Origin of the sequence: Streptomyces sp. Ag109_O5-10 (genome assembly GCF_900105755.1) — a bacterium.
GTDB lineage: Bacteria > Actinomycetota > Actinomycetes > Streptomycetales > Streptomycetaceae > Streptomyces.
In genome coordinates, this window is sequence record NZ_FNTQ01000001.1 from 2,286,822 (window position 1) to 2,308,037 (window position 21,216).

13 protein-coding genes are annotated in these 21,216 nt (G+C 69.0%); 5 read left to right on the forward strand and 8 right to left on the reverse strand.

Translation table 11 applies throughout. The annotated features are described in order from the left end of the window. Positions 1-4: 4 nt before the first annotated feature. Both BLW82_RS10505 and ngcE read right to left on the reverse strand, forming a co-directional pair. Entirely contained in the window at positions 5-931 is a 927-nt protein-coding gene (locus BLW82_RS10505) for a carbohydrate ABC transporter permease (RefSeq protein WP_093498536.1), read from the reverse strand. A 29-nt stretch (positions 932-960) separates the two neighbouring features. Continuing rightward, the gene (gene ngcE / locus BLW82_RS10510; RefSeq protein ID WP_093498537.1) at positions 961-2,436 is read right to left on the reverse strand and encodes an N-acetylglucosamine/diacetylchitobiose ABC transporter substrate-binding protein; all 1,476 of its coding nucleotides are present in this window, start codon (positions 2,434-2,436) and stop codon (positions 961-963) included. A gap of 424 nt (positions 2,437-2,860) precedes the next feature. Here ngcE and BLW82_RS10515 point away from each other — a divergent pair, with 424 nt between their 5' ends. Continuing rightward, on the forward strand, positions 2,861-6,604 hold the full coding sequence (locus BLW82_RS10515; RefSeq protein WP_093507982.1) for a GH92 family glycosyl hydrolase: 3,744 nt from the start codon (positions 2,861-2,863) through the stop codon (positions 6,602-6,604). Between the two features lie 66 nt (positions 6,605-6,670). On the opposite strand, the gene BLW82_RS10520 is transcribed toward BLW82_RS10515, so the two are convergent. Together BLW82_RS10520 and BLW82_RS10525 are read right to left on the reverse strand one after the other, a co-directional pair. Continuing rightward, positions 6,671-7,075, reverse strand: a complete 405-nt coding sequence (locus BLW82_RS10520; protein WP_093498538.1) for a hypothetical protein — start codon at positions 7,073-7,075, stop codon at positions 6,671-6,673. A gap of 68 nt (positions 7,076-7,143) precedes the next feature. Further along, positions 7,144-10,416 carry a GH92 family glycosyl hydrolase gene (locus BLW82_RS10525; RefSeq protein ID WP_093498539.1) on the reverse strand — a complete coding sequence of 1,091 codons (3,273 nt, stop codon included), beginning with the start codon at positions 10,414-10,416 and terminating at the stop codon, positions 7,144-7,146. Between the two features lie 762 nt (positions 10,417-11,178). Here BLW82_RS10525 and BLW82_RS45330 point away from each other — a divergent pair. Beyond that, positions 11,179-11,478, forward strand: a complete 300-nt coding sequence (locus BLW82_RS45330) for a hypothetical protein (protein ID WP_256215746.1) — start codon at positions 11,179-11,181, stop codon at positions 11,476-11,478. A gap of 333 nt (positions 11,479-11,811) precedes the next feature. Continuing rightward, complete coding sequence (locus tag BLW82_RS10540; RefSeq protein WP_093498540.1) at positions 11,812-14,304, forward strand: DEAD/DEAH box helicase; 2,493 nt, start codon at positions 11,812-11,814, stop codon at positions 14,302-14,304. Positions 14,305-14,725: 421 nt separating this feature from the next. Here BLW82_RS10540 and BLW82_RS46045 read toward each other — a convergent pair whose 3' ends face one another. Then, complete coding sequence (locus tag BLW82_RS46045) at positions 14,726-14,974, reverse strand: DUF6461 domain-containing protein (protein ID WP_371131483.1); 249 nt, start codon at positions 14,972-14,974, stop codon at positions 14,726-14,728. A 525-nt stretch (positions 14,975-15,499) separates the two neighbouring features. On the opposite strand from BLW82_RS46045, the gene BLW82_RS10550 reads away from it, so the two are divergent. Together BLW82_RS10550 and BLW82_RS10555 are read left to right on the forward strand one after the other, a co-directional pair. Continuing rightward, a complete protein-coding gene (locus tag BLW82_RS10550) occupies positions 15,500-16,120 on the forward strand; it encodes a tetratricopeptide repeat protein (RefSeq protein ID WP_093498541.1) in 621 nt (206 codons plus the stop codon). Next, positions 16,117-17,391, forward strand: a complete 1,275-nt coding sequence (locus BLW82_RS10555; protein ID WP_093498542.1) for a glycosyltransferase — start codon at positions 16,117-16,119, stop codon at positions 17,389-17,391. The genes BLW82_RS10550 and BLW82_RS10555 overlap by 4 nt, the downstream gene beginning before the upstream one ends. 84 nt (positions 17,392-17,475) lie before the next feature. Here BLW82_RS10555 and rfbD read toward each other — a convergent pair whose 3' ends face one another. The 3 genes from rfbD to BLW82_RS46050 form a co-directional block, all read right to left on the reverse strand. Further along, a complete protein-coding gene (gene rfbD, locus BLW82_RS10560; RefSeq protein ID WP_218162364.1) occupies positions 17,476-18,393 on the reverse strand; it encodes a dTDP-4-dehydrorhamnose reductase in 918 nt (305 codons plus the stop codon). Next, positions 18,390-19,364, reverse strand: coding sequence for a dTDP-glucose 4,6-dehydratase (rfbB, locus tag BLW82_RS10565; RefSeq protein ID WP_093498543.1), 975 nt, complete (start codon positions 19,362-19,364; stop codon positions 18,390-18,392). Before rfbB ends, rfbD begins: the two co-directional genes overlap by 4 nt. 217 nt (positions 19,365-19,581) lie before the next feature. After that, positions 19,582-19,965, reverse strand: a complete 384-nt coding sequence (locus BLW82_RS46050) for a collagen-like domain-containing protein (protein WP_218162365.1) — start codon at positions 19,963-19,965, stop codon at positions 19,582-19,584. Positions 19,966-21,216: the final 1,251 nt, after the last annotated feature.

The window sequence follows — 21,216 nt, forward strand, 5'->3', positions numbered from 1 at the left end:
CGCTTCAGTACTCCAGCCGCTCGCGACGGCCCAGCCGCATCACGACCGCCGCGAAGGCGAGCGTGACGACCAGCAGGGCGACGCCGATGGTGGTGGCGTAGGCGGCCTGACCGTCCCGGAACGCCTTCTGGTACACGTACAGGACCATCACGGTCGTCGAGTAGTCGGGCCCGCCCGGTCCTGTCGTCATGATCTGTACGACTGCGAACGACTCGGCGCCGAGCGCGAGGATGCCCATGTAGACCCAGCCGGACTGCACGGTGTCCCACAGCAGCGGCAGCGTGATGCGGAAGAAGGTGGTGGCCCGGCCGGCGCCGTCGAGCAGGGCGGCCTCGTAGAGGTCCATCGGGATGGAGGCCATTCCGGCCGAGAAGAGGACCACGAAGAAGCCGACCGTGGACCAGACCAGTACGGCCATCACGCACCACAGGGCGAGGCTCGGGTCGCCCAGCCAGAGGGGCTGGATATTGTCCAGACCAATTCCGCGGAGCAGTGAATTGATCGCGCCGCTGTCGGGGTTGTAGGCGAAGGCGAACAGCAGCGAGACGATCGCGATCGACAGCACCTGCGGGAAGAAGTAGACGATCTTGTAGAAGGAGGAGCCCCGGACCCCGGAGATGACCGGGCCGCCCCTCCTTCTCCGGCCGCCCACATTGATCATGAAGGCGAAGAACAGCGCCAGGCTGATCGTCACCAGCGGCAGCACGACCGCGAACATCAAGCTGTGCTGCAAGGACTTCCAGAAGACGTCGTCGTGCAGCATCCTCCGGTAATTGTCCAGGCCCACCATCTTGAATTCGGGGCTCAGGCCGGTCCAGTCCGTGAACGAGTAGTAGATGGACTGGATGAACGGCCACACCACGAAGAGCGCGTACAGTCCGAGGGGCAACGCGAGAAACCCCACGATGAACCGGTACTTGCCGTGCTGCATCGCCACTCCGGTGCCGAGACGGTTGCTGGTTACTGGTGCTTGTAGTGCTTGATCGAGGTGTCCTTGGCGGCCTCGTCGGCGAAGCCCTGGATCTTCTTGACCGCCTCCGCCGGAGTGAGCCGGCCGGCCATCATCTCGCCGAGGCCGGCGACCCCGATCTTCTCCTTCTGGAGCTGCACGTACCAGTCCTGGAGCCGCGGGTTGACCACGTTCGACCCGGCCAGCTTCAGCGCCGCCACGCCGGAGGTGAGGCCCGGGGTGAGGCTGATGCCGTCGGTGCCGCCGTTGTACGCGGTCAGCGACTTCACCTTCGTCGTGAAGTTCTTCGAGGACGCCTCGCTGAGCATGATGCGCAGCTGCTCCATGCCGCCCGGGGCGTTGGCCGCCTTGGCCGGGACGATGAAGGGCTCGCCGCCGGAGGCCCAGATGGTGCCGAACGGCATCTTGTCGTTCTTGTCGATACCGGTGGGCGCGGAGACGGCGAGGTTGAAGTCGGCGGGGATGACGTTCGCCGACTCGTTCTCCACCCAGGAGCCGTTCGGGATGAACAGGGCCTTGCCCTGCGCCCAGGCGGTCTGCGACTGGATGTGGTCGAGGCCGGGGGTGCCCTTGAGGATGTAACCCTTCTTGTAGAGCTCGTAGTAGGCCTCGAAACACGCCTTGACGGCCGGGTGTTTCCAGGCGTTGGGCTCCAGGTTGTCGATCGCGTTCAGGACCTCGACGCCGCCGACCTTGCCGATCATCGGGTAGAGCGAGAAGGGGATGTAGTACGGGTACTTGCCGGCGTAGGTCCAGCCGGCCATGCCCTTCTTCTTGGCCTTCTCGCAGACGGCGATCATCTGGTCCCAGGTCTGCGGGTACTCCGCGTCGAGCGAGTCCAGGGCCTTCTGCGAGTACCAGACGCCGTAGACCGTGTAGGCGTAGTACATGATCCAGACCGGGTCGCCGTCGAACTGGCCCATCTCGACGATGCCGGGGCGCAGCGTGTCGCGGACCTTCTTGTTCGGGTCGTCGTACGACGGGGCGTCCAGCAGCGGGGTGAGGTCGGCCAGTTGCTTCTTGCCGACGAGCACGCCCATGTCCATCTGCTCGGCGCCGGAGTTGTCGATGAGGTCCGGCGGGGTGCCCTGGTTGAACCGCGGCTGGAGGGTGGACTGGATCTTCTGGGTGGCGGCGAACTTGACCTTGGCCTTCGGGAAGTCCTTCTCGTAGATCTTCACCGCGTCCTCGGCGTACTCCTTGCCGAAACCGCCGTCGAAGAGGACGAATTCCATCTGTGCGGTGTCGTTGACGCCCAGCGGGTTCTTGGCCGTCTTCTTGCCGGCCTTGTCCTTGGACTGACCGCCACCGCCGCTGCTGGCGCAGGCGGAGAGGAATCCGACGGTAGGCACCGAAATCATGCCGAGTGCGGCCGAACGCTTGATCAGATCGCGACGGCCGACCCCCTCGGAACCGGGGGTCGCTGCGGAATCGGAACCGGGGTTCGCTGCGGAAGTGGATCCCATGCTCAAGTCCTCGCCTTCTCCAGGACTCAGGCGGTGAACCGGATCCTCCCCGGCACCGCGGTCGGGTAGTGCTGGGTCGTGCAGGAAGTCATGCGGGAAACGCCGACAGGTATAGTCCACTTCCCGCCAGCTCGGCAAGATCGAATGCAAGGTTGGCCGTGGGTCTTTTCCTAGTTGAGACCTGTCGGAAATATGAGCGATCTCTGTACGCCTTGCCGGAAAAAGAGGCGACATACACCCCTGAATGCCGCACCCAACACCCTTGACATCACGGGTCACTTGACCACCTACTGGTTCCTGCGCCACGCAGCTGACAACGTTGTCTCATGTGGCAGGGAGGGTAACCGTTGTGATGCAGCGGAGAACGCAGCGAAGAACAGGGCACGGATCTGGTACGGCGGTCGTGATCGCGGCCGCCGTAGTCATGACCCTGGGCTCCCAGGGAGCGGCGGTGGCGCTGCCGGCGAAGGCACCGGCCGCCGCTCCGCAGTTCGCATCCTCGTTCGAGTCTGGCGATCCGTCACCGGACTGGTCCGACACCGTGGACACCGACCCGAGCGGCGCCCCGCGCGCCTCCGGAGTGGACGGCGGCTACAGCACCGGCATCCCCGGCAACGTCACCGACCACGTGACCGACGTGCGGGCGAGCGGCGAGAACACCGGCGCGGGCGAGGTCAAGGAGAACCTCGTCGACGGCGAGTCCGGCACCAAGTGGCTCACCTTCCAGCCCACCGGCTGGGCCGAGTTCGACTTCGACAAGCCCGTCAAGCTGGTGACCTACGCCCTCACCTCGGCGAACGACTACGCCGAGCGCGACCCCGCGGACTGGACCCTCCAGGGCTCGACGGACGGCAAGGACTGGAAGACCGTCGACACCCGGACCGGTGAGGCCTTCACGGAACGGTTCCAGACCAAGTCGTACGACCTCTCCGCACCGGCCGAGTACCGGCACTTCCGGCTCGACGTCACGAAGAACAACGGCGCCCCCGACATCCTCCAGATCGCCGACGTCCAGTTCTCCACGGGCGGCAGCGGCGGTCCCGTGCCCCAGGACATGCTCTCCCTGGTCGACAAGGGCCCGACCGGCTCGCCGACGGCCAAGGCACGGGCCGGGTTCACCGGAACGTACGCGCTGCGCTACGCGGGACGGCACACGTCGGCCGGCCGGGCGTACTCGTACAACAAGGTCTTCGACGTGAACGTGAAGGTCGGCCGGGACACGCAGCTGGCGTACCGGATCTTCCCCTCGATGGCCGACGGCGACCTCGACTACGACGCCACCAACGTGGCGGTGGACCTGGCCTTCACGGACGGCACCTACCTGAGCGACCTCGGGGCCGTCGACCAGCACGGGTTCGCGCTCTCGCCGCGCGGGCAGGGTGCGTCGAAGGCGCTGTACGTCAACCAGTGGAACAACATCTCGTCGGTGATCGGTTCGGTCGCGGCAGGCAAGACGGTGGACCGGATCCTGGTGGGCTACGACTCCCCCGCCGGGCCGGCGAAGTTCCGCGGCTGGATCGACGACGTGTCGCTGAAGCCGGTGGCCCCCGAGAAGCCGAAGGCGCACCTGTCCGACTACGCGCTGACCACCCGCGGCACCAACTCCAGCGGCAGCTTCTCGCGCGGCAACAACTTCCCGGCGACGGCCCTGCCGCACGGCTTCAACTTCTGGACGCCGGTGACCAACGCGTCCTCGGAGAGCTGGCTGTACGAGTACGCGCACGCGAACAACGACGACAACCTGCCGACGATCCAGGCGTTCAGCGCGAGCCATGAGCCGAGCCCCTGGATGGGCGACCGGCAGACCTTCCAGATGATGCCGTCCGCCGCCACCGGCACCCCGGACACCGGGCGGGAGGCCCGCGAACTCGCCTTCCGGCACGAGAACGAGACCGCGCGGCCCTACTACTACGGCGTCAGGTTCGAGAACGGGCTGAAGGCCGAGATAACGCCGACCGACCACGCGGCCGCGCTGCGCTTCACGTACCCGGGCGACGACGCGAGCGTGATCTTCGACAACGTGACCGAGCAGGCGGGCCTGACCCTCGACAAGGAGCACGGGATCGTCACCGGCTACTCGGACGTGAAGTCCGGGCTGTCGACGGGCGCGACCCGGCTCTTCGTCTACGGCGTCTTCGACAAGCCCGTGACGGGCGGCGACTCCAGCGGGGTCAAGGGCTATCTGCGCTTCGACGCGGGCGCCGACCACACCGTCACCCTCCGGCTGGCCACCTCCCTGATCGGCGTCGACCAGGCCAAGGACAACCTGCGCCAGGAGATCCCGGACGGCACCTCCTTCGACGCGGTGAAGGCGAAGGCCCGGAAGGTCTGGGACCAGCTGCTCGGCAAGGTGGAGGTGGAGGGCGCCTCGGCCGACCAGCTGACCACCCTCTACTCCAGCATGTACCGGCTGTACCTGTACCCGAACTCCGGCTTCGAGCACGTCGGTTCCACGTACCAGTACGCCTCCCCCTTCTCTCCCATGACCAGCCAGGACACCCCGACGCACACCGGCGCGAAGATCGTGGACGGCAAGGTGTACGTCAACAACGGCTTCTGGGACACGTACCGCACGACCTGGCCGGCGTACTCCCTCCTGACGCCCGGTCAGGCCGGTGAGATGGTCGACGGGTTCGTGCAGCAGTACAAGGACGGCGGCTGGACCTCCCGCTGGTCCTCCCCCGGCTACGCCGACCTCATGACCGGCACCTCCTCGGACGTGGCGTTCGCGGACGCCTACGTCAAGGGCGTGACGTTCGACGCGAAGGCGGCGTACGAGGCGGCCTTGAAGAACGCGACCGTCGTACCGCCCACCTCCGGCGTCGGCCGCAAGGGCATGTCGACCTCCCCCTTCCTCGGCTACACCAGCGACGACACCCGCGAGGGCCTGTCCTGGGCGATGGAGGGGTACGTCAACGACTACGGCATCGCCGAGATGGGCAAGGCGCTGTACAAGAAGACCGGCGAGAAGCGCTACCAGGAGGAGTCGGACTACTTCCTCAACCGCGCCCGGGACTACGTGAACCTCTTCGACTCCAAGGCCGGCTTCTTCCAGGGCAGGGACGCCCAGGGCGACTGGCGGGTGGACTCGGCGTCGTACGACCCGCGGGTGTGGGGGTACGACTACACCGAGACCAACGGCTGGGGCTACGCCTTCACCGCCCCGCAGGACAGCCGGGGTCTCGCCAACCTGTACGGCGGCCGGTCCGGCCTCGCCGACAAGCTCGACGAGTTCTTCGCGACGCCCGAGACGGCGTCTCCCGACTTCGTCGGCTCCTACGGCGGGGTCATCCACGAGATGACCGAGGCCCGGGACGTCCGGATGGGCATGTACGGCCACTCCAACCAGGTCGCCCACCACGTCATCTACATGTACGACGCGGCCGGGCAGCCCTGGAAGGCGCAGGCCTACGTCCGTCAGGCGCTCTCCCGGCTCTACCTGGGCAGCGAGATCGGCCAGGGCTACCACGGCGACGAGGACAACGGCGAGCAGTCGGCCTGGTACCTCTTCTCGGCCCTCGGCTTCTACCCGCTGGTGATGGGCAGCGGCGACTACACGATCGGCTCCCCGCTGTTCAGAAAGGCGACGGTCCACCTGGAGAACGGTCACGACCTGGTGGTCAAGGCCCCGCAGAACAGCGCGCGGAACGTGTACGTCCAGGGTGTCCGCGTCAACGGCCAGACCTGGACGTCGACCTCGCTCCCCCACTCCCTCCTCGCCAAGGGGGGCGTCATCGACTTCACGATGGGCCCGAAGCCGTCGAACTGGGGCACCGGCAAGAACGCCGCCCCGGTCTCCGTCACCAAGGACGACAAGATCCCGACCCCGCGCGCGGACGTCCTGAAGGCCGACGGCTCCCTGTTCGACAACACCTCGGCGACCGAGGAGACGGTGACCTCGGTGGACCTCCCGGTGACCGGGTCGGCCAAGGGCGTCCAGTACACCCTCACCTCACCGTCGGACCACACCAAGGCCCCGACCGGCTGGACCCTCCAGGCCTCGGCCGACGGCAGCAACTGGAAGACCGTGGACCAGCGTTCCGGGGAATCCTTCGACTGGAACCTGCAGACACGGGCGTTCACCATCCAGAAGCCCGGCGCGTACACCCACTACCGGCTCGTTCTGACCGGTGAATCCACGTTGGCGGAGGTGGAGTTGCTGGCCTGAGCCGGCGACAGCCCCACGGAGAGGGGGCGGCCCCGTTCGGGCCCGCCCCCTCTTGCGCGTGTCCGCTCACGGCTCCGGGAACCCGCCCTCCAGCAGGGGCAGAAGCCGCCGCAACGCCTCGGCATGCTCGTGGACCCGTTTGAGCATGGCCCGCCGGGTGGGAGCCGAGACCGGGACGTCCTGCGCCGGCCCGCAGCCGACGGCCGTGTACAGGCCGTCGAGCCGGGCCCCGCGTCCCCGGGTGCCGTCCGCGCCGACCGGGGTGAGGAGCGTCGACACCTCGGGCTCCCTACCGCCGAAATACTGGAACTCCACCACCATGTCGGCGCGCCGGAACCGCAGTCCGGTACACCGGAACAGCCTGTCGTCGACGGTCTCCGGCTCCGAGAAGCCCTCGCTCCGCACCAGGAACGCGTAGGCGGTCCGGGCCTCCGCCCGGAAGTCCTCCGGAAGGTTCGCGCGCTTCCCCATGGGGCGATGGCCGCAAGCGGGTGGTGCCCCGGCCAGTCAGGAACCGGCCGGGGCTGGGTGGACGGTGCTCAGCCCACCGCGAGGGCGAACACGTGCAGGTCGCTGTTCTCGGGCAGCCGGACGCTCCTGACGGTCTTGCCGGCCGGGGCCGTGAAGGGCCTGGTCGCGAAGACGTAGGTGGCCACCGGGTCCTTGTCGGCGCCGGAGACGTTGCGGTAGGCGGTTCGCGCCACGATCGTGTTGCCGTACTGGACGGTGCCGCCTCCGCCGCCGATGGTCCAGTCGGTGAAGGAGAGGTCGAGGGTGCCGGTGGTGCCGTCGGTGTAGGTCACGGTCGCCGGGGCGGACTGGTTGCCGTTGGTGGCGCTGCCGAGGAAGGACAGCGTGGCGGCGGGGGTGGGGAGTTCGATGGTCTGGGCGGTGGCGGTGGCGTTGTCGGGGCGGCCCGCGGGTGCGTTCGGCCAGGTGTAGGCGAGGCCGTCCACGGTTGCCTCGGTGCCCGGCGTGAGGCCGGCCGCCGCGAGGGCCTGCCGGGAGTAGCTCCAGCCGCCGCCGTCGAAGTCGGCCTCGTCGTGGTCGCCGGAGTCGTCCGAGATGCCGGTGTTGGAGTAGGCGGCGAGGAGGGTGCCGGGTGCGGCGACGGTGAGGGCGACCGGCTGGGCGTAGGAGGAGCCGGTAGAGGTGACGGTGACCTTCGCGTCGTAGTAGCCCTGCGCAGTGCCCGGGGTGGTGGCGAGCGCGATCTGCCGGGCACCGCCGGTGACCGTTCCCTCCGCGGGGGTCGCCGACACGCCGTCCGGTGTCTCGACGCGGAAGCGCACGTCGGGGCCGGTGCCGCCGGACAGGGACAGGGCGCGGACGGTGAGCGTCGTGCTGTCGCCGGGGGCGATCGTCGCGGTCGTCGGACCGACCCCGATCTGGTACGGCTGCTCGCCCTGGCGGAAGGACGGCGGCGGGTTGCTCGTGCCCCAGCTGCGGTTCGGCGTCGTGGCAAGGGTGTAGTCGAGCCGGCCGCCGTCGCGGACGAAGGAGCTGTCGAGCCAAGGGCGGTCGCTGGTGCGGCCGTTGACCTTCAGGGACTGGACGTACGGGGCGTCGCCGGCCGCCCCCGTGGCGTGGATCGAGATGTCGTCGCCGTCCGGGCGGTCGATCTCCACGCGCTCGAACAGGGGTGATGCGAGGACGAGTTCGGCACGGGAGGGGACCTGCGGGTACATGCCGAGCGCCGAGAAGACGTACCAGGAGGACATCGCGCCGAGGTCGTCGTTGCCGGGGATACCGCCGGGCTGCGTCGACCAGAGCTGTGTCATCGCCGCGCGGACGGTCTCCTGTGTCTTGTAGGGCGCTCCGGCGTAGTCGTACAGGTAGGGCACGTTGAGCGAGGGCTCGTTGTCCAGTTCGGACTTGTCGCCGCCGCTGCCGGTGAAGGCCCAGCTGCCGTCGCCGTTGTGGAAGAAGGTGTCGAGGCGGGCGAGTGCCTTGCCGGTGCCGCCCATCGCGGCGAAGAGCCCGGCCGGGTTGTGCTGGACCATCCAGGTGTACTGGGCGGCGGTGCCCTCCACGAACCCGTTGCCGGTGCCCGGGGTGAAGCCGGTGACCCAGCTGCCGTCCGCCTTGCGGTTGGCGATGTAGCCGCCGGTGGCGTCGGCGGCCACGTCGAAGTTGTTCTGCCACCACTGGGAACGGCCGGCGAAGGCGGTCGCCGTCTCCTTCTCCCCCGCCGCCTCGGCGAGTTGCGAGAGGGAGAAGTCGGCCGTGGACATCTCCAGGGTCTCGGCGGCGCCGCCCCAGGCGTTCGACACGGACGGCATGTAGTGGTGGGCCAGGTACTTGTCGAGGGAGGGCCGTTGGCCGACCGACAGCACGGGCTTGCCGGCCGGGGACAGGTCCTGGCGCGTCGGGACCGTCGCCGCCTCCACCAGCGAGGCCAGCGCGCCCTTCAGGTCGAAGCCGGTGCCGCCGAAGGCCCTGATGGCGGCGAGGGCGGTCGGTGCCGGGTCGCCGTTCATGACGTGGGTGCCGCTCGCGCCGTGCAGCCAGCGGTCCCAGACCCCGCCGTTCTGCCGGGCGAGTTCGTAGAGCGACTGGGCGACGTCCGAGCCCGTCCGCGGGTCCAGCAGGGTCAGCAGCTGGACCTGGTCGCGGTAGACGTCCCAGCCGGAGAAGGTGCCGTACTGCGCCCGGTGGCCGCGGGCGACCCGGTGCACCTTGCCGTCGCTGCCCCGGTAGCGGCCGTCGGCGTCGCTGATGACGTTGGGGTGGAAGAGCGAGTGGTACAGGGCCGTGTAGAAGGTGGTGCGGTCGGCGTCCGTGCCGCCGCCGACGCGGACGGCCCCGAGGCGGTCGCGCCAGGCGCGGCGGGCCGCGTCGCGGACGGCGCCGAAGGAGCGCCGCGACGGGTTCTCGGCCCGCAGGTTCGCCTCGGCGGCGGCCCGGCTGACGTACGAGATGCCGACCTTGACGTTCACCGGGCCGGAACCGGGCGCGAACCGGACGTATCCGCCCGCCCCCTTGCCGGCGACGGGCCGCCCGCCGTTCGTCGCGAAGCCGCCGGTGCCGCCGGACGCGGTCGTCGAGCCCGGGCTGAGCGTGCCGTCCTGCCAGGTGCCGGTGGCGGTGAAGGCGCGGTCGAAGTGGGCGGTGAAGTAGAGGGTGTAGTAGGAGCGTTGGCCCTCGGGGTCGAGGTAGCCGCAGAAGTCGCCGGAGGTGACCGAGCCGGAGACGGTGCGGGTGGCCGGGTCGATCGTCACCGCCGAATCGGCCGACCCCACCTCGGAGTTGGCGGTGCGGATCAGCAGGGAGGCGGGTTTGCCGGCCGGGTAGGTGAAGCGGGCCGAACCGGTGCGGGCGGTCGCGGTGAGGTCGGCGGTCACGCCGGAGGCGAGGCCCACCCGGTAGTGGCCGGGCTCGGCGGTCTCGTCGGCGTGGCTGAAGTCCGAGGCGTAGACGGCGTCCCGCGTGTCGCTCGCCGGAGAGGAGGTGACCTCGCCGGCGTACGGGAAGAACGGGATGTCGCCGCTGCCGCCCGCGCAGCCGGTGCCGGACATGTGGGTCAGGCTGAAGCCGCGGATGCGGGTGGCGTCGTACTGGTAGCCGCCCGGCGCGGCCGCTCTCGTCGCGTCGCCCCTGGTGTTCTCCGAGCTCCAGGAGAGCATGCCGAACGGCACCACGGCGCCGGGGAAGGTGTTGCCGCCGTTCCTGCTGCCGATCAGTGGATCGACGTATGCCGTGGGGTCCTTGACCAGTTCGGGTGGTGCGGCGGCGGTCGCCGCGAGGGCGGGGGTGGCACCGCCGACCGCGAGTACCGCGGCCAGCAGCAGGGACATGGGTCGGAAACGCATGACGCGGCCCTTCCTCCTCCGGACGGGTCGCGCACCACAGGTCACACAAGCCGCAGGGACAGTAACGTGCGCCACCGGTACCACGGAAGACCGCGACTGCCGCGCACGGCACGGCACGGGTTCACCCGGTCGGGTGACCCGAAGTGGGTTGACATCGTTGTCGGTTGAGGCGGTAGAGTCATGTACAGACCATGAGACAACGTTGTCGCCCGTCACAGGACCGACACAAGCCGCTCAGCAGACGCGCACGAGGCAGCACGAGCAACTCCCCCCGGACAGGCCCACCCACCCCCTCGCCTGGCCGGCTCGCGGACCCGGTGCGTACCGGCACCGGGTCCGCCCAGAGCGGACCGTGCACGCCCGTGCGGGGCGAAGGGCCGGCCGCGCACGGACCCACGCGGAAGCAGACGTGGGGCGGAAGCGGGCCCACCACCCGACGGGTTCCGGTCCGCCGGGCAGACATGGGAGCGCTCCCACCCCACTCCTCTGTGAAGCTAGCGCGGACAGGGGCGGGTGTAAACGGCGCGGCACGGCTGACCCGCTTCGAGAGCGGGCGCGCTTGCACGGGGCGGCGGGACAACCACGGTCATGTTCACTTGACGCGGCCATGGGGTGGGTTCCTGACGGTCTCTGAGTCATCGGCCTCTCCGCGCCGACCGTCGCGCTGTCAGGGTCGACGAGAACACCGGGATCCAGGGAACCCCGTACCACGCCCGCGACATCGCCACCACGACGACGGAGAACAACTACAACTGCGGCGGCATGGTCTGCATCGGCTACACCAAGCCCGGCGCGCAGGCGTTCATCGACTCCTGGGCCGGACAGTTCGCCGGCTGGGGCCTCGACCACCTGAAGACCGACGGCGTCGTCAGCCCCGACCAGCAGGACGACGCCCGCGGTGTTGTCGTGGAGGTTCGCGGCCAGGACGACGACCGCGACGACCAGGCCGAGGACGTCCACGGCCAGGCACCGCGCTCGCGGCCCGCACCGGCTTGGCCGGATCGCGGCCGGTCGTGGCGGCGGGGACCCGGCGGCCACACGGGTTCATGGATGACCCGGTGAGTCCCGTCGCCCCACCGGACGGCGAAGCGGCAGTACGTCGCGCTCTTCTGCGGCAGTCGTGCGGGAGGTAGCTGCCAGGGTCCTCGGGGCAGGACAAGCCGCTGGCACGCAAGTCGCCGGTCCCCCATGGCATCACTCGTTTGCACTCGGTAACGAGCCGATCACGAGATCAAAAAACTGTGTGTCAAGTTTGAAGTGCTGGAACGATTCTGAGACTTTAGCCGGGTGCCCACCCACGCAGCAAAGCCTGCCCAATAAAGACGGGATGGTCGGCTGAAAGCTCAGGACCGCCGGGGGCGAAATCCCGTTGCAAACGGCGGGCTGGAGGATACCATGTCACGGATCGATTTGCGTCCGCACCAAGTCGAGGCGAGCGATGCGATTCTTCGGAACCTTTCCGTTGCTCCCGGCGGACGGATCCCGCCGGAGGGCCTGCGAACGCAGGTGATCGCCGCTACCGGCTCCGGTAAGACGCTGATCGGCGTGGAGTCCGCGAACCGGCTTTCGGCTCGCCGAGTCCTGGTCCTGGTACCCACGCTCGACCTGCTGACCCAGATGGCCCGTGCCTGGCGCCGGGGTGGGCGCCAGGGCACGATGGTGGGGGTTTGCTCCCTGCGGCCTGAAGACAGCGACGGCGTTCCCTGCACGACCAATCCGGAAGAACTCGTGGCCTGGACGCGGGATCTGGAGTCGGTCACGGTGTTCGCCACGTACGCGGCCGTGGGGCTCCGCCTCCTGCAGCGGGCGCACGAGTGCGGTCTGCCGATGTGGGACCTGATGATCGTGGACGAGGCGCACCGGACAAGTGGTGACGCCGGGAAGCCGTGGGCGGCTGTGCACGATCAGAAGCAGATCCCGTCGGTACGCAGGTTGTACATGACCGCGACGGCGCGCATCTGGGAGGCCGAGGGCAAGGCGTACCGGCTGATGGCCAGCATGGACGAGGACTCCCCCGTGTTCGGGCCGGTGGCCTACAAACTGAAGCTGTCCGAGGCGATCCGGCTGGGGCTGGTGGCGCCCTATCAGGTGCTGTGCCTGGACATCCGCGATCCCGAACTGCACGCCGCGCTGACGAGCGAGGACACCGGCTCCGCCGCCGTACGCGGCGCGCGACTGGCGGCCGTGCAGACCGGGCTGATGCGCGCGGCCGTCGAGGAGCGTTTCCGACGCGTGCTCTCGTTCCACAGTCGGATCGGGGAGGCGGAGGCAATGGCGGCCGGCGTGCCGGCGATCGCGGCCCGGCTCGCCGACGACGCCCCGGACACCTTCCCACCCGCCGAACGGGTGTGGGCGGACTGGTTGTACGGCGAGCATCCGGCCGGCCACCGCCGCCAGGTGTTGGATGAATTCGCCTCGGATTCCCTCGGAGGAACAGGCTTTGCAGACCGTGACATGCCCGCCGCTTTGCGGGTGTTGAGCTCCGTCCGCGTTCTCGGGGAGGGCGTCGATACCGCCGAATGCGACGCGGTGCTCTTCGCCGACGCGCGCGGCAGCATGATCGATATCGTACAGATGGTCGGGCGAGCACTACGCATGCAGCCAGGTTCTGGAAAACTCGCGACGCTCATCGTGCCGGTGTTCCTGGAGCCGGGCGAGGACGCGAATCAATTGCTCACCTCGGACGCCTACGGCACACTTGCAAAGGTCCTCGGAGCTCTGCGTGCCCACGACACGGACACGATCGAGGCCCTCGCCAACCCCAACATCCGCGACACTCGCTTGCAAGTTGAACCGGACGGTGACGGTGGGCAGTTGCCCGACGACGACGCGGGCGAGAGGCGGAACGAGGAGGACTCCGCGCGGGTGAGCGAGCGAGCGGCTGGAGTGCTGCGGTTCATGGAGGAACGCGATCCGGCAGCCATCGCGCAGTTCGTCAGGTTGCGGGTCATCGACTCCGAGGGCACCTACTGGCGGCGCGGCATCGAAGCCGCCACGCGGTGGCGGCGCGAGACCGGCAGCCCCGAACTGCGCGTGCCCTACACCTTCGTCACGCCCAAATACTGGCAGGGTATCGGCAACCATCCCTTGGGGGTATGGATCGCGGATCAGCGCCGCTACTATGCCGCCGGAACGCTGCAGCCGGAGCGGGTGGCCGAACTCCAGGCGCTGGGCATGGTGTGGTCGGTGCACGACACCGCGTGGGAAGAGGGCCTGACCGTGGCCCGCGCATACGCGGCCGCGGCCGGCGGGATGCTGCTCCCGCCGACCTCCGCAGTGTGGAAGGGCTACCCGATCGGGACATGGGTCAAGAACCAGCGCGCCGCCGCCCGCAAGGCACGGGAGAACGCCGAACGACGCGCAGCAGGTGAGACCGTCCCTTACGCCGGGGAACTGCCACAGGACCGGCTGCTGGCCTTGGATGCGATCGATCCAGGATGGTGCCCCTCCTGGGACATCGGCTGGCAACGCTGCTTCCGCCTCGCCCATGCCCACGTGAAGGCCGGCGGGACGCTGTCGGCGTCCGCCGGCCAAGTCATCGTCCAGGGAGAGGACCTGGGAGCCTGGGCAGCCGCGCAGCGGCACGGTTGGGACAAGCTCCTCCCCGCCCAGCAATGGCTGCTGAGCAGCGCACTCGGCCTGGAGCCGACGAGCGAGAAGAAACGCTCCGCGGGTCGCTCCCAGAGCGCCGCGTGGGCACGGAACATCGCTGCCGCCCGGCAGTTCCGCGCCCGCCAGGGGCACCTGACCGTGCCCCGCAAGCACATCGAGGACGTCGAGGGCGACCCCGTGAAACTGGGCGCGTTCATCAGCAACATGCGCCGCCGCGCCACGACGCTGAGCGCCCAGCGACGCGCCGACCTCGACGAACTAGGGATGAAGTGGTAGTCGCATTCGGCATCCGAGGATGATCCATGAGGCCGCCGCGCCATCCCCACCGCGGCGGCGGGCGGCGAGGTGGCGAAACTCTCCCCACCGGGCAGTCTGTGCGGAGGAACCCCCCAGAGCTTGCTCATGTCGGCCCGGTCAACGCCTCCTGTGCAGCGGCCTCTTCGTTGAAGTACCCGTCCAGGTCCGCGTCCGGCCGCTCAGCCTCGATGGGGTGCCGGTCCGGGGCAAGCGGCGGTCGTGAAGCGCTTTCTACAGCGGCTCCCCGTCGACGGTCTGGTTTTCCGCAGGGTGCACAACGCCCATGTGCGCAAGTCCGCTCACCACGGAACGGCCCTGCTCTCATGGTGGCAAGGTCCATCGGAGAGGGCGACGGGTGCCCGCGGGCACCCTCCACGCGCCCATTCGCTACGCACCCGTCTCATGCTCCGAACGATCGTTGACGAGAGGCTCGCCGTAGGTGATCACGATCGGCCCGTGCGCGGTCGGAGGCCGCCGTGATCTCCTCGTAAGCCCATTTCTTGTACAGACGCTCTCCGTGGGCACCGGTGATGTCGATGACCAGGCCGGCCCACTCCTCGGCGGGCTGTTCGGGGACGAGTCCCAGTTCGTACGTGGCGTCCCGGAGGAGGGATTCGGTGACGCGTATGCCGGTGAGTCTCTCGGCCAGAGCGAGGTTGCAAGGTGCGGATCCAGGCGTAGTCGTGCGCGGTCACCAAGTTCATACGGCGCAGTGTGCCTGACGCCTCTGACAATGCCGGACAGACCGGTTCTCACAGCCGGAGCCAGAACTCGGGCTGAGACCAGTCCGGGTCAGCGACATGATTCGTGTCACGAGCTCTATGGAACGATTGTTATATACATCGCAACTCACAGGCACTGCGGCGCCGATGCGTAGTGTGCGAGGCAACTCAGCACCTCCGGACAGGCGTTGGCGCCCGTCCTCGAAGCCCGCCCGGATTCTCCGCTCACCCCCTTCGCCCGGCCGGGCTTTGATGCCTGCATTCGGGTGGACTGCACACCACAATGCCTGCCGAACTGCTGCACCCTCGCGAAAAGCTCGTAACGTCGGCGGAAATGACGGTGGTTCGGACTCCGGCACCGTCGGCACCGCCGCGGTCCTTTCGGTGCCGACCACCTGCCTGGGATCAGCCACATCCTTGATCCTTCACTATTTCCACGAGATGTGAAAAAAATGAAACGCAGGCGATTGTGGGCGGGGATTTTCGGTGCGGCGGCGATTGCGGCCGGGGTGATCACTTGGGCGGTTCAGTCCCATTCCGGAGCAGCACCTGAATCCGAGTCCGATTTGCTGACCAATCGGACTCAGGACGCCAATACGCTTTTCCAGGCGGCCCTGCTGCAGGAGAAGTACCAGGACTTCCAAGGTGCGACCAGAACCTATCAGCGGGTGCTGGAGCTCGAACCTGACAACAAGCTGGCCTGGTACAACCTGGGGGTCCTCGCACAACGGGACGGCAGGACGGCCGAGGCTCGTGGCGCCTACGACAAGGCGCTGAAGATCGACCCGAAGTACGCCTCGGCCCTCTACAACGAGGCGGTCCTGCTGAAGGCGAGCGATACCGACCAGGCCGTCAGACTCCTGAAGCGCGCCATCGCCGCCAGCCCCCGGGCCGCCACGGCCCACCTCCAGCTGGGCTGGATCCTGACGCAGAAGAAGCACGACGACGAGGCCGAGGACGAGTTCCGCAGTGCCGTCGCGGCCGACCCCTCGCTGTACTCCCAGGTCCCGGAACAGTTCCAGGACGACGTAACGCCCACTCCGACATCGAGTCAGGCAGGTGCCAACGGATGACATCGACCGCAACGCCCAGGTTCTCCGTCTTCACCCCCAGCCACCAGCCCCGCTTCCTCGACGAGTGCCTCAAGGCCCTTCAAGCGCAGACCTGTCCGGACTGGGAGTGGATCGTCGTGCTCAACAACGGCGCCCGGTGGCGGCCCGAGCGGGACGACGAACGGGTCCGGATCGAGATCGCGGACGGCATCCGCGGCGTCGGAGCGGCGAAGCGCAGGGCCTGCGAACTGGCGCGCGGTGAGATCCTCGTCGAACTCGACCACGACGATCTCCTGGCAAAGGCCTGCCTGGCGGAACTGGCCAAAGCATTCGACGCGCATCCCGAGGCCGTCCTCGTATACAGCAACACCGCGCAGATCACCGAGGACGGCAAGCGGGACGAGTCCCGCTTCAACGAGGCACACGGCTGGAAGTACGAGGATGTCCGGGTCGACGGGCGCAAGCTGCTCCAGGCGCTCGCCATGGACCCGACGCCGCACAACGTCTCCTACATCTGGTACGCGCCGAACCACGTTCGGGCATTCCGTAAGCAGAGCTACGAGAAGGCCGGCGGGTACGATGCCACGCGTACGGTGCTGGACGACCAGGACCTGATGTGCCGGCTGTTCCACCTGGGCGACTTCCACCGCATCACCCGCTGTCTGTACCTGCAGCGGATGCATCCCGCGAACACCCAGCGCGACCCGGAGATCAACGCGCACATCCAGCGTGAGACGGTCGCCCTGTACGACAAGTACATCGAGGCCAACGCGCTGGCCTGGACGCACCGCCGCGAACTGCTCGCACTGGACCTCGGCGCGGCGCACCGGAAGCCGCCCGGCTACCTCGGCGTGGACCAGTACCCCGGTAAGGGCGTTGACATCGTCGCGACCCTGCCCGGAAAGCTCGACCTCCCCGACAACTCGGTCGGTCTGCTGCGGGCGGTGGACTTCCTCGAACACGTGCCGGCGAAAGTGCCGCTGATCAACGAGCTGTACCGGCTGCTGGCACCCGGCGGCATGCTCCTCACCATGACGCCCAGCTCCGACGGCCGCGGCGCGTACCAGGACCCGACCCACGTCGCCTACTACAACGAGAACTCGTTCTGGTACTACACGGACAACCAGTACCGCGCCTTCGTGCCCGAGATCAAGGCCAGGTTCCAGTCGTCACGTCTGGTCACCTACTTCCCCACCGAGTGGCACTCCCGGAACAACATCTCCTATGTCGTCGCCAACCTCATCGCGATGAAGGACGGCGCCGAGCGGTGCGGAGGACCGCTGCTGGTCTAGCGCCGGTACACACGCAAAGGCGCCCTGCGGACCGTCAGGTCCGCAGGGCGCCTTTCTTTCCGTCCGGGGGCAGTCGTTCGCCAATCACGCCGACGCCCGTGGGCGGTGAGCGCGCGCCGCTTCGGCCAGCGCAGCGAAGGGGTGCTCGGCGAGGGCCGCGGTCAGCTGGTCCTCCCAGCGCGGGAGGACGGCGAGTCCGCATCGGGCCCAGTTGCCGTGGCCCAAGACCCCGAACGCCGGGCGGGGGGCCCGGCGCGGGAACTCCTCCGAGCCGACAGGGCGGATCCGCTCCGGGTCGAGGCCGGCGAGGCGGAAGATCTCCCGCGCCAGGCCGTACCACGTGGTGCGGCCGTCCGCCGTGCCGTGGTAGACGCCCGCCGGCGCCCGCCCGCCCAGGGCCGCACGGCCGAGCACGGCCAGTCGCCGGGCGAGCGCGCGGGACCAGGTGGGCTGGCCGTGCTGGTCGGCCACCACGTCCAGCGTCTCGTGCCGGGCGGCGAGTTCGAGCATGGTGGCCACGAAGTTGCGGCCGTGCGCGCCGTAGAGCCAAGCGGTACGCACGACATAACCGGTACGCGGCAGCAGTTCGGCGACTGCCCGCTCCCCCGCCAGCTTGCTGCGCCCGTAGGCGTTGACAGGACCTGTCGGCGCGCCCTCGGAGCAGGGCTCACGGGTGTCGCCCGGGAACACGTAGTCGGTGGAGACGTGCAGCAGGAGCGCACCGCTGTCCGCGCAGGCCAGCGCCAGGTGGCGGACACCGGTGCCGTTCACGGCCGTGGCCGCCGCCTCGGACCGCTCGGCGCCGTCGACATCCGTCCAGGCGGCACAGTTGACGACCACATGGTGGCCCCTGACGACCGCGCGGACGGCCATCGGGTCGGTGATGTCCAGTTCGGCACGACCCAGACCAGTCACCACGGTGTCCGGGCGGGTGGCGAGTTCGGCCATCATGTCCTGCCCGAGGAGCCCGCGAGCGCCGGTCACCAGCCATCTGGTGCTCACCGCAGCCCCCCGCTCTCCTTGAGCGGCGCCCACCAGGAGCGGTTTTCGCGGTACCAGGAGACCGTGGCGGCCAGGCCCGCGGCGAAGTCCACTTGCGGCTCGTACCCGAGCTCTTCGCGGATCTTGCCGTCGTCCAGTGAGTAGCGCAGATCGTGGCCCTTGCGGTCGGCCACCTGCTGGACCCGGTCCCAGCCCGCGCCGACCGCGTCCAGCAACAGACCGGTGAGCTTGTGGTTGCTCAGCTCGGTCCCGCCGCCGATGTGATAGACGTCCCCGGCCCTGCCGCCCCGCAGGACCAGGTCGATGCCCCGGCAGTGGTCGGACACGTGCAGCCAGTCGCGGATGTTGCGGCCGTCGCCGTACAGGGGGACCGGCTTCCCGTCGAGCAGGTTGGTGATGAAGAGCGGGATGACCTTCTCGGGGAACTGGTAGGGCCCGTAGTTGTTGGTGCACCGGGTGACGACGACGTCCAGGCCGTGGGTCCGGTGGTAGGCGAGCGCCAGCATGTCGGAGCCGGCCTTCGATGCGGAGTACGGGGAGTTCGGCGCGAGCGGCCACGTCTCGGGCCAGGAGCCTTCGCCGATCGAGCCGTAGACCTCGTCGGTGGAGACGTGGACGAAGCGGCCGACGCGGTGGCGGTGGGCCGCGTCCAGGAGCACCTGGGTGCCCATCACGTTCGTACGGACGAACGGGCCGGAACCGTCGATGGACCGGTCCACGTGCGACTCGGCGGCGAAATGGACCACCGCGTCCTGGGCCGCCATCACCTGGTCGACCACGTCCGGGTCACAGATGTCGCCCCGGACGAATGTGAAACCCGGGTGCTTCGCCACGGGAGCCAGGCTGGCCTCGGTCCCTGAGTACGTGAGTTTGTCGAGGACGGTGATCCGTGTCCTCGGCTGGGACTTCAGCCGTCGGCGGACGTACTCCGAACCGATGAATCCGGCGCCGCCGGTCACAAGAATGCGCATGGCTCTCTGTCTTTCTTACCGTCCAGCGTGCGCCGCGTTCCTGGCAGGCCGGACCGGCTGAGGTCGGTGTCGTAGGACTCGGCGTCGAGTGCGGGGCGGCGCCGGAAGCGGGGGCGGAACGCGCCGGCGCCCCGAGGCCGAAGCCTTGGGGCACCGAAGCTCGTCCGAACCGGGGTGGGCGGTCGTACTGCGTGTACCGCCGCTCACCTTGCGGTGGTCACGGACTGCAGATCACGTACGCCGTGAGCGTCGAGCCGTCGTTGCTGGTGGCCTGCCACCCCGTGGCGGGGGAGCCGCCGATCGGGGCACTCTGGCTCGCGGCGGCGCCGGCCGTGGGGTCCTGATATCCACCGCCGAGAGCCGACTGGCCGACGGGGCAGGTGGCGGTCGACTGTGCTCCCTGGGCTCCCGTCACGACGGTGGTGCTGACCGCTCCCTGGGCGCCTTGCGTGCCCTGAGGGCCCTGCGAACCGGTGGCGCCGGTGGCACCCTGCGAGCCCGTCGGACCGGTGGCACCCGTGGTGCCGGTGGCACCCTGAGAACCCTGCGGGCCGGTGGCGCCGGTCAGGCCGGTCGACCCCGTGGCACCCTGCGGGCCCATGGGACCAGTCGCACCCGTGGCGCCCGTTGCACCCGTGGTGCCCTGGAAGCCCTGCGGCCCCTGAACACCCGGGTCACCCTGCGAGCCCTGCGCGCCAGTAGCCCCAGTCTCACCCTGGAAACCCTGGAAACCCTGTGAGCCCTGGACACCCGGGTCACCCTGCGAGCCCTGCGAGCCCTGCGGACCAGTGGCCCCGGTCACGCCCTGGAAGCCCTGGAAGCCCTGGGGCCCCTGAACACCCGGGTCACCCTGCGAGCCCTGCGCGCCAGTGGCCCCAGTCTCACCCTGGAAACCCTGGAAACCCTGGAAGCCCTGGACACCCGGGTCACCCTGCGAGCCCTGCGGACCAGTGGCCCCGGTGTTGCCCTGGAAACCCTGGAAGCCCTGGAAGCCCTGCGCCCCCTGAACACCCGGGTCACCCTGCGAGCCCTGCGCGCCAGTGGCCCCAGTCTCACCCTGGAAACCCTGGAAACCCTGGAAGCCCTGCGACCCCTGAACACCCGGGTCACCCTGCGAGCCCTGCGAGCCCTGAGGACCAGTGGCCCCGGTCAGACCCGTCGCTCCCGTGGCACCCTGCGAGCCCTGAGGGCCAGTGGCCCCGGTCAGACCGGTCGTCCCCGTGGCACCCTGCGGGCCCATGGGACCAGTCGCACCCGTCGCACCGGTGGCTCCTGTGTCACCCTGTGGACCAGTGGCCCCGGTGTTGCCCTGGAAGCCCTGTGAGCCCTGGACACCCGTGTTCCCCTGCGAGCCCTGCGGACCAGTAGCCCCGGTGTTGCCCTGGACACCCTGCGGACCAGTGGCCCCGGTGTTGCCCTGGAAGCCCTGTGAGCCCTGGACACCCGTGTTCCCCTGCGAGCCCTGCGGACCAGTAGCCCCGGTGTTGCCCTGGAAACCCTGTGAGCCCTGGACACCCATGTTCCCCTGTGAGCCCTGGACACCCGTGTTCCCCTGCGAGCCCTGCGGACCAGTGGCCCCGGTGTTGCCCTGGACACCCTGCGGACCAGTGGACCCGGTGTTGCCCTGGAAACCCTGTGAGCCCTGGACACCCGTGTTCCCCTGCGAGCCCTGCGGACCAGTGGCCCCGGTGTTGCCCTGGACACCCTGCGCGCCCGTCACACCCTGCGAGCCCTGAGGGCCAGTGGCCCCGGTGTTGCCCTGGACACCCTGCGGCCCCTGTGGGCCCTGCGGGCCCCTGTCACCACGCGGCCCTTGCGGCCCACGGTCGTGATCCAGGGAGCTCTTGCCCGA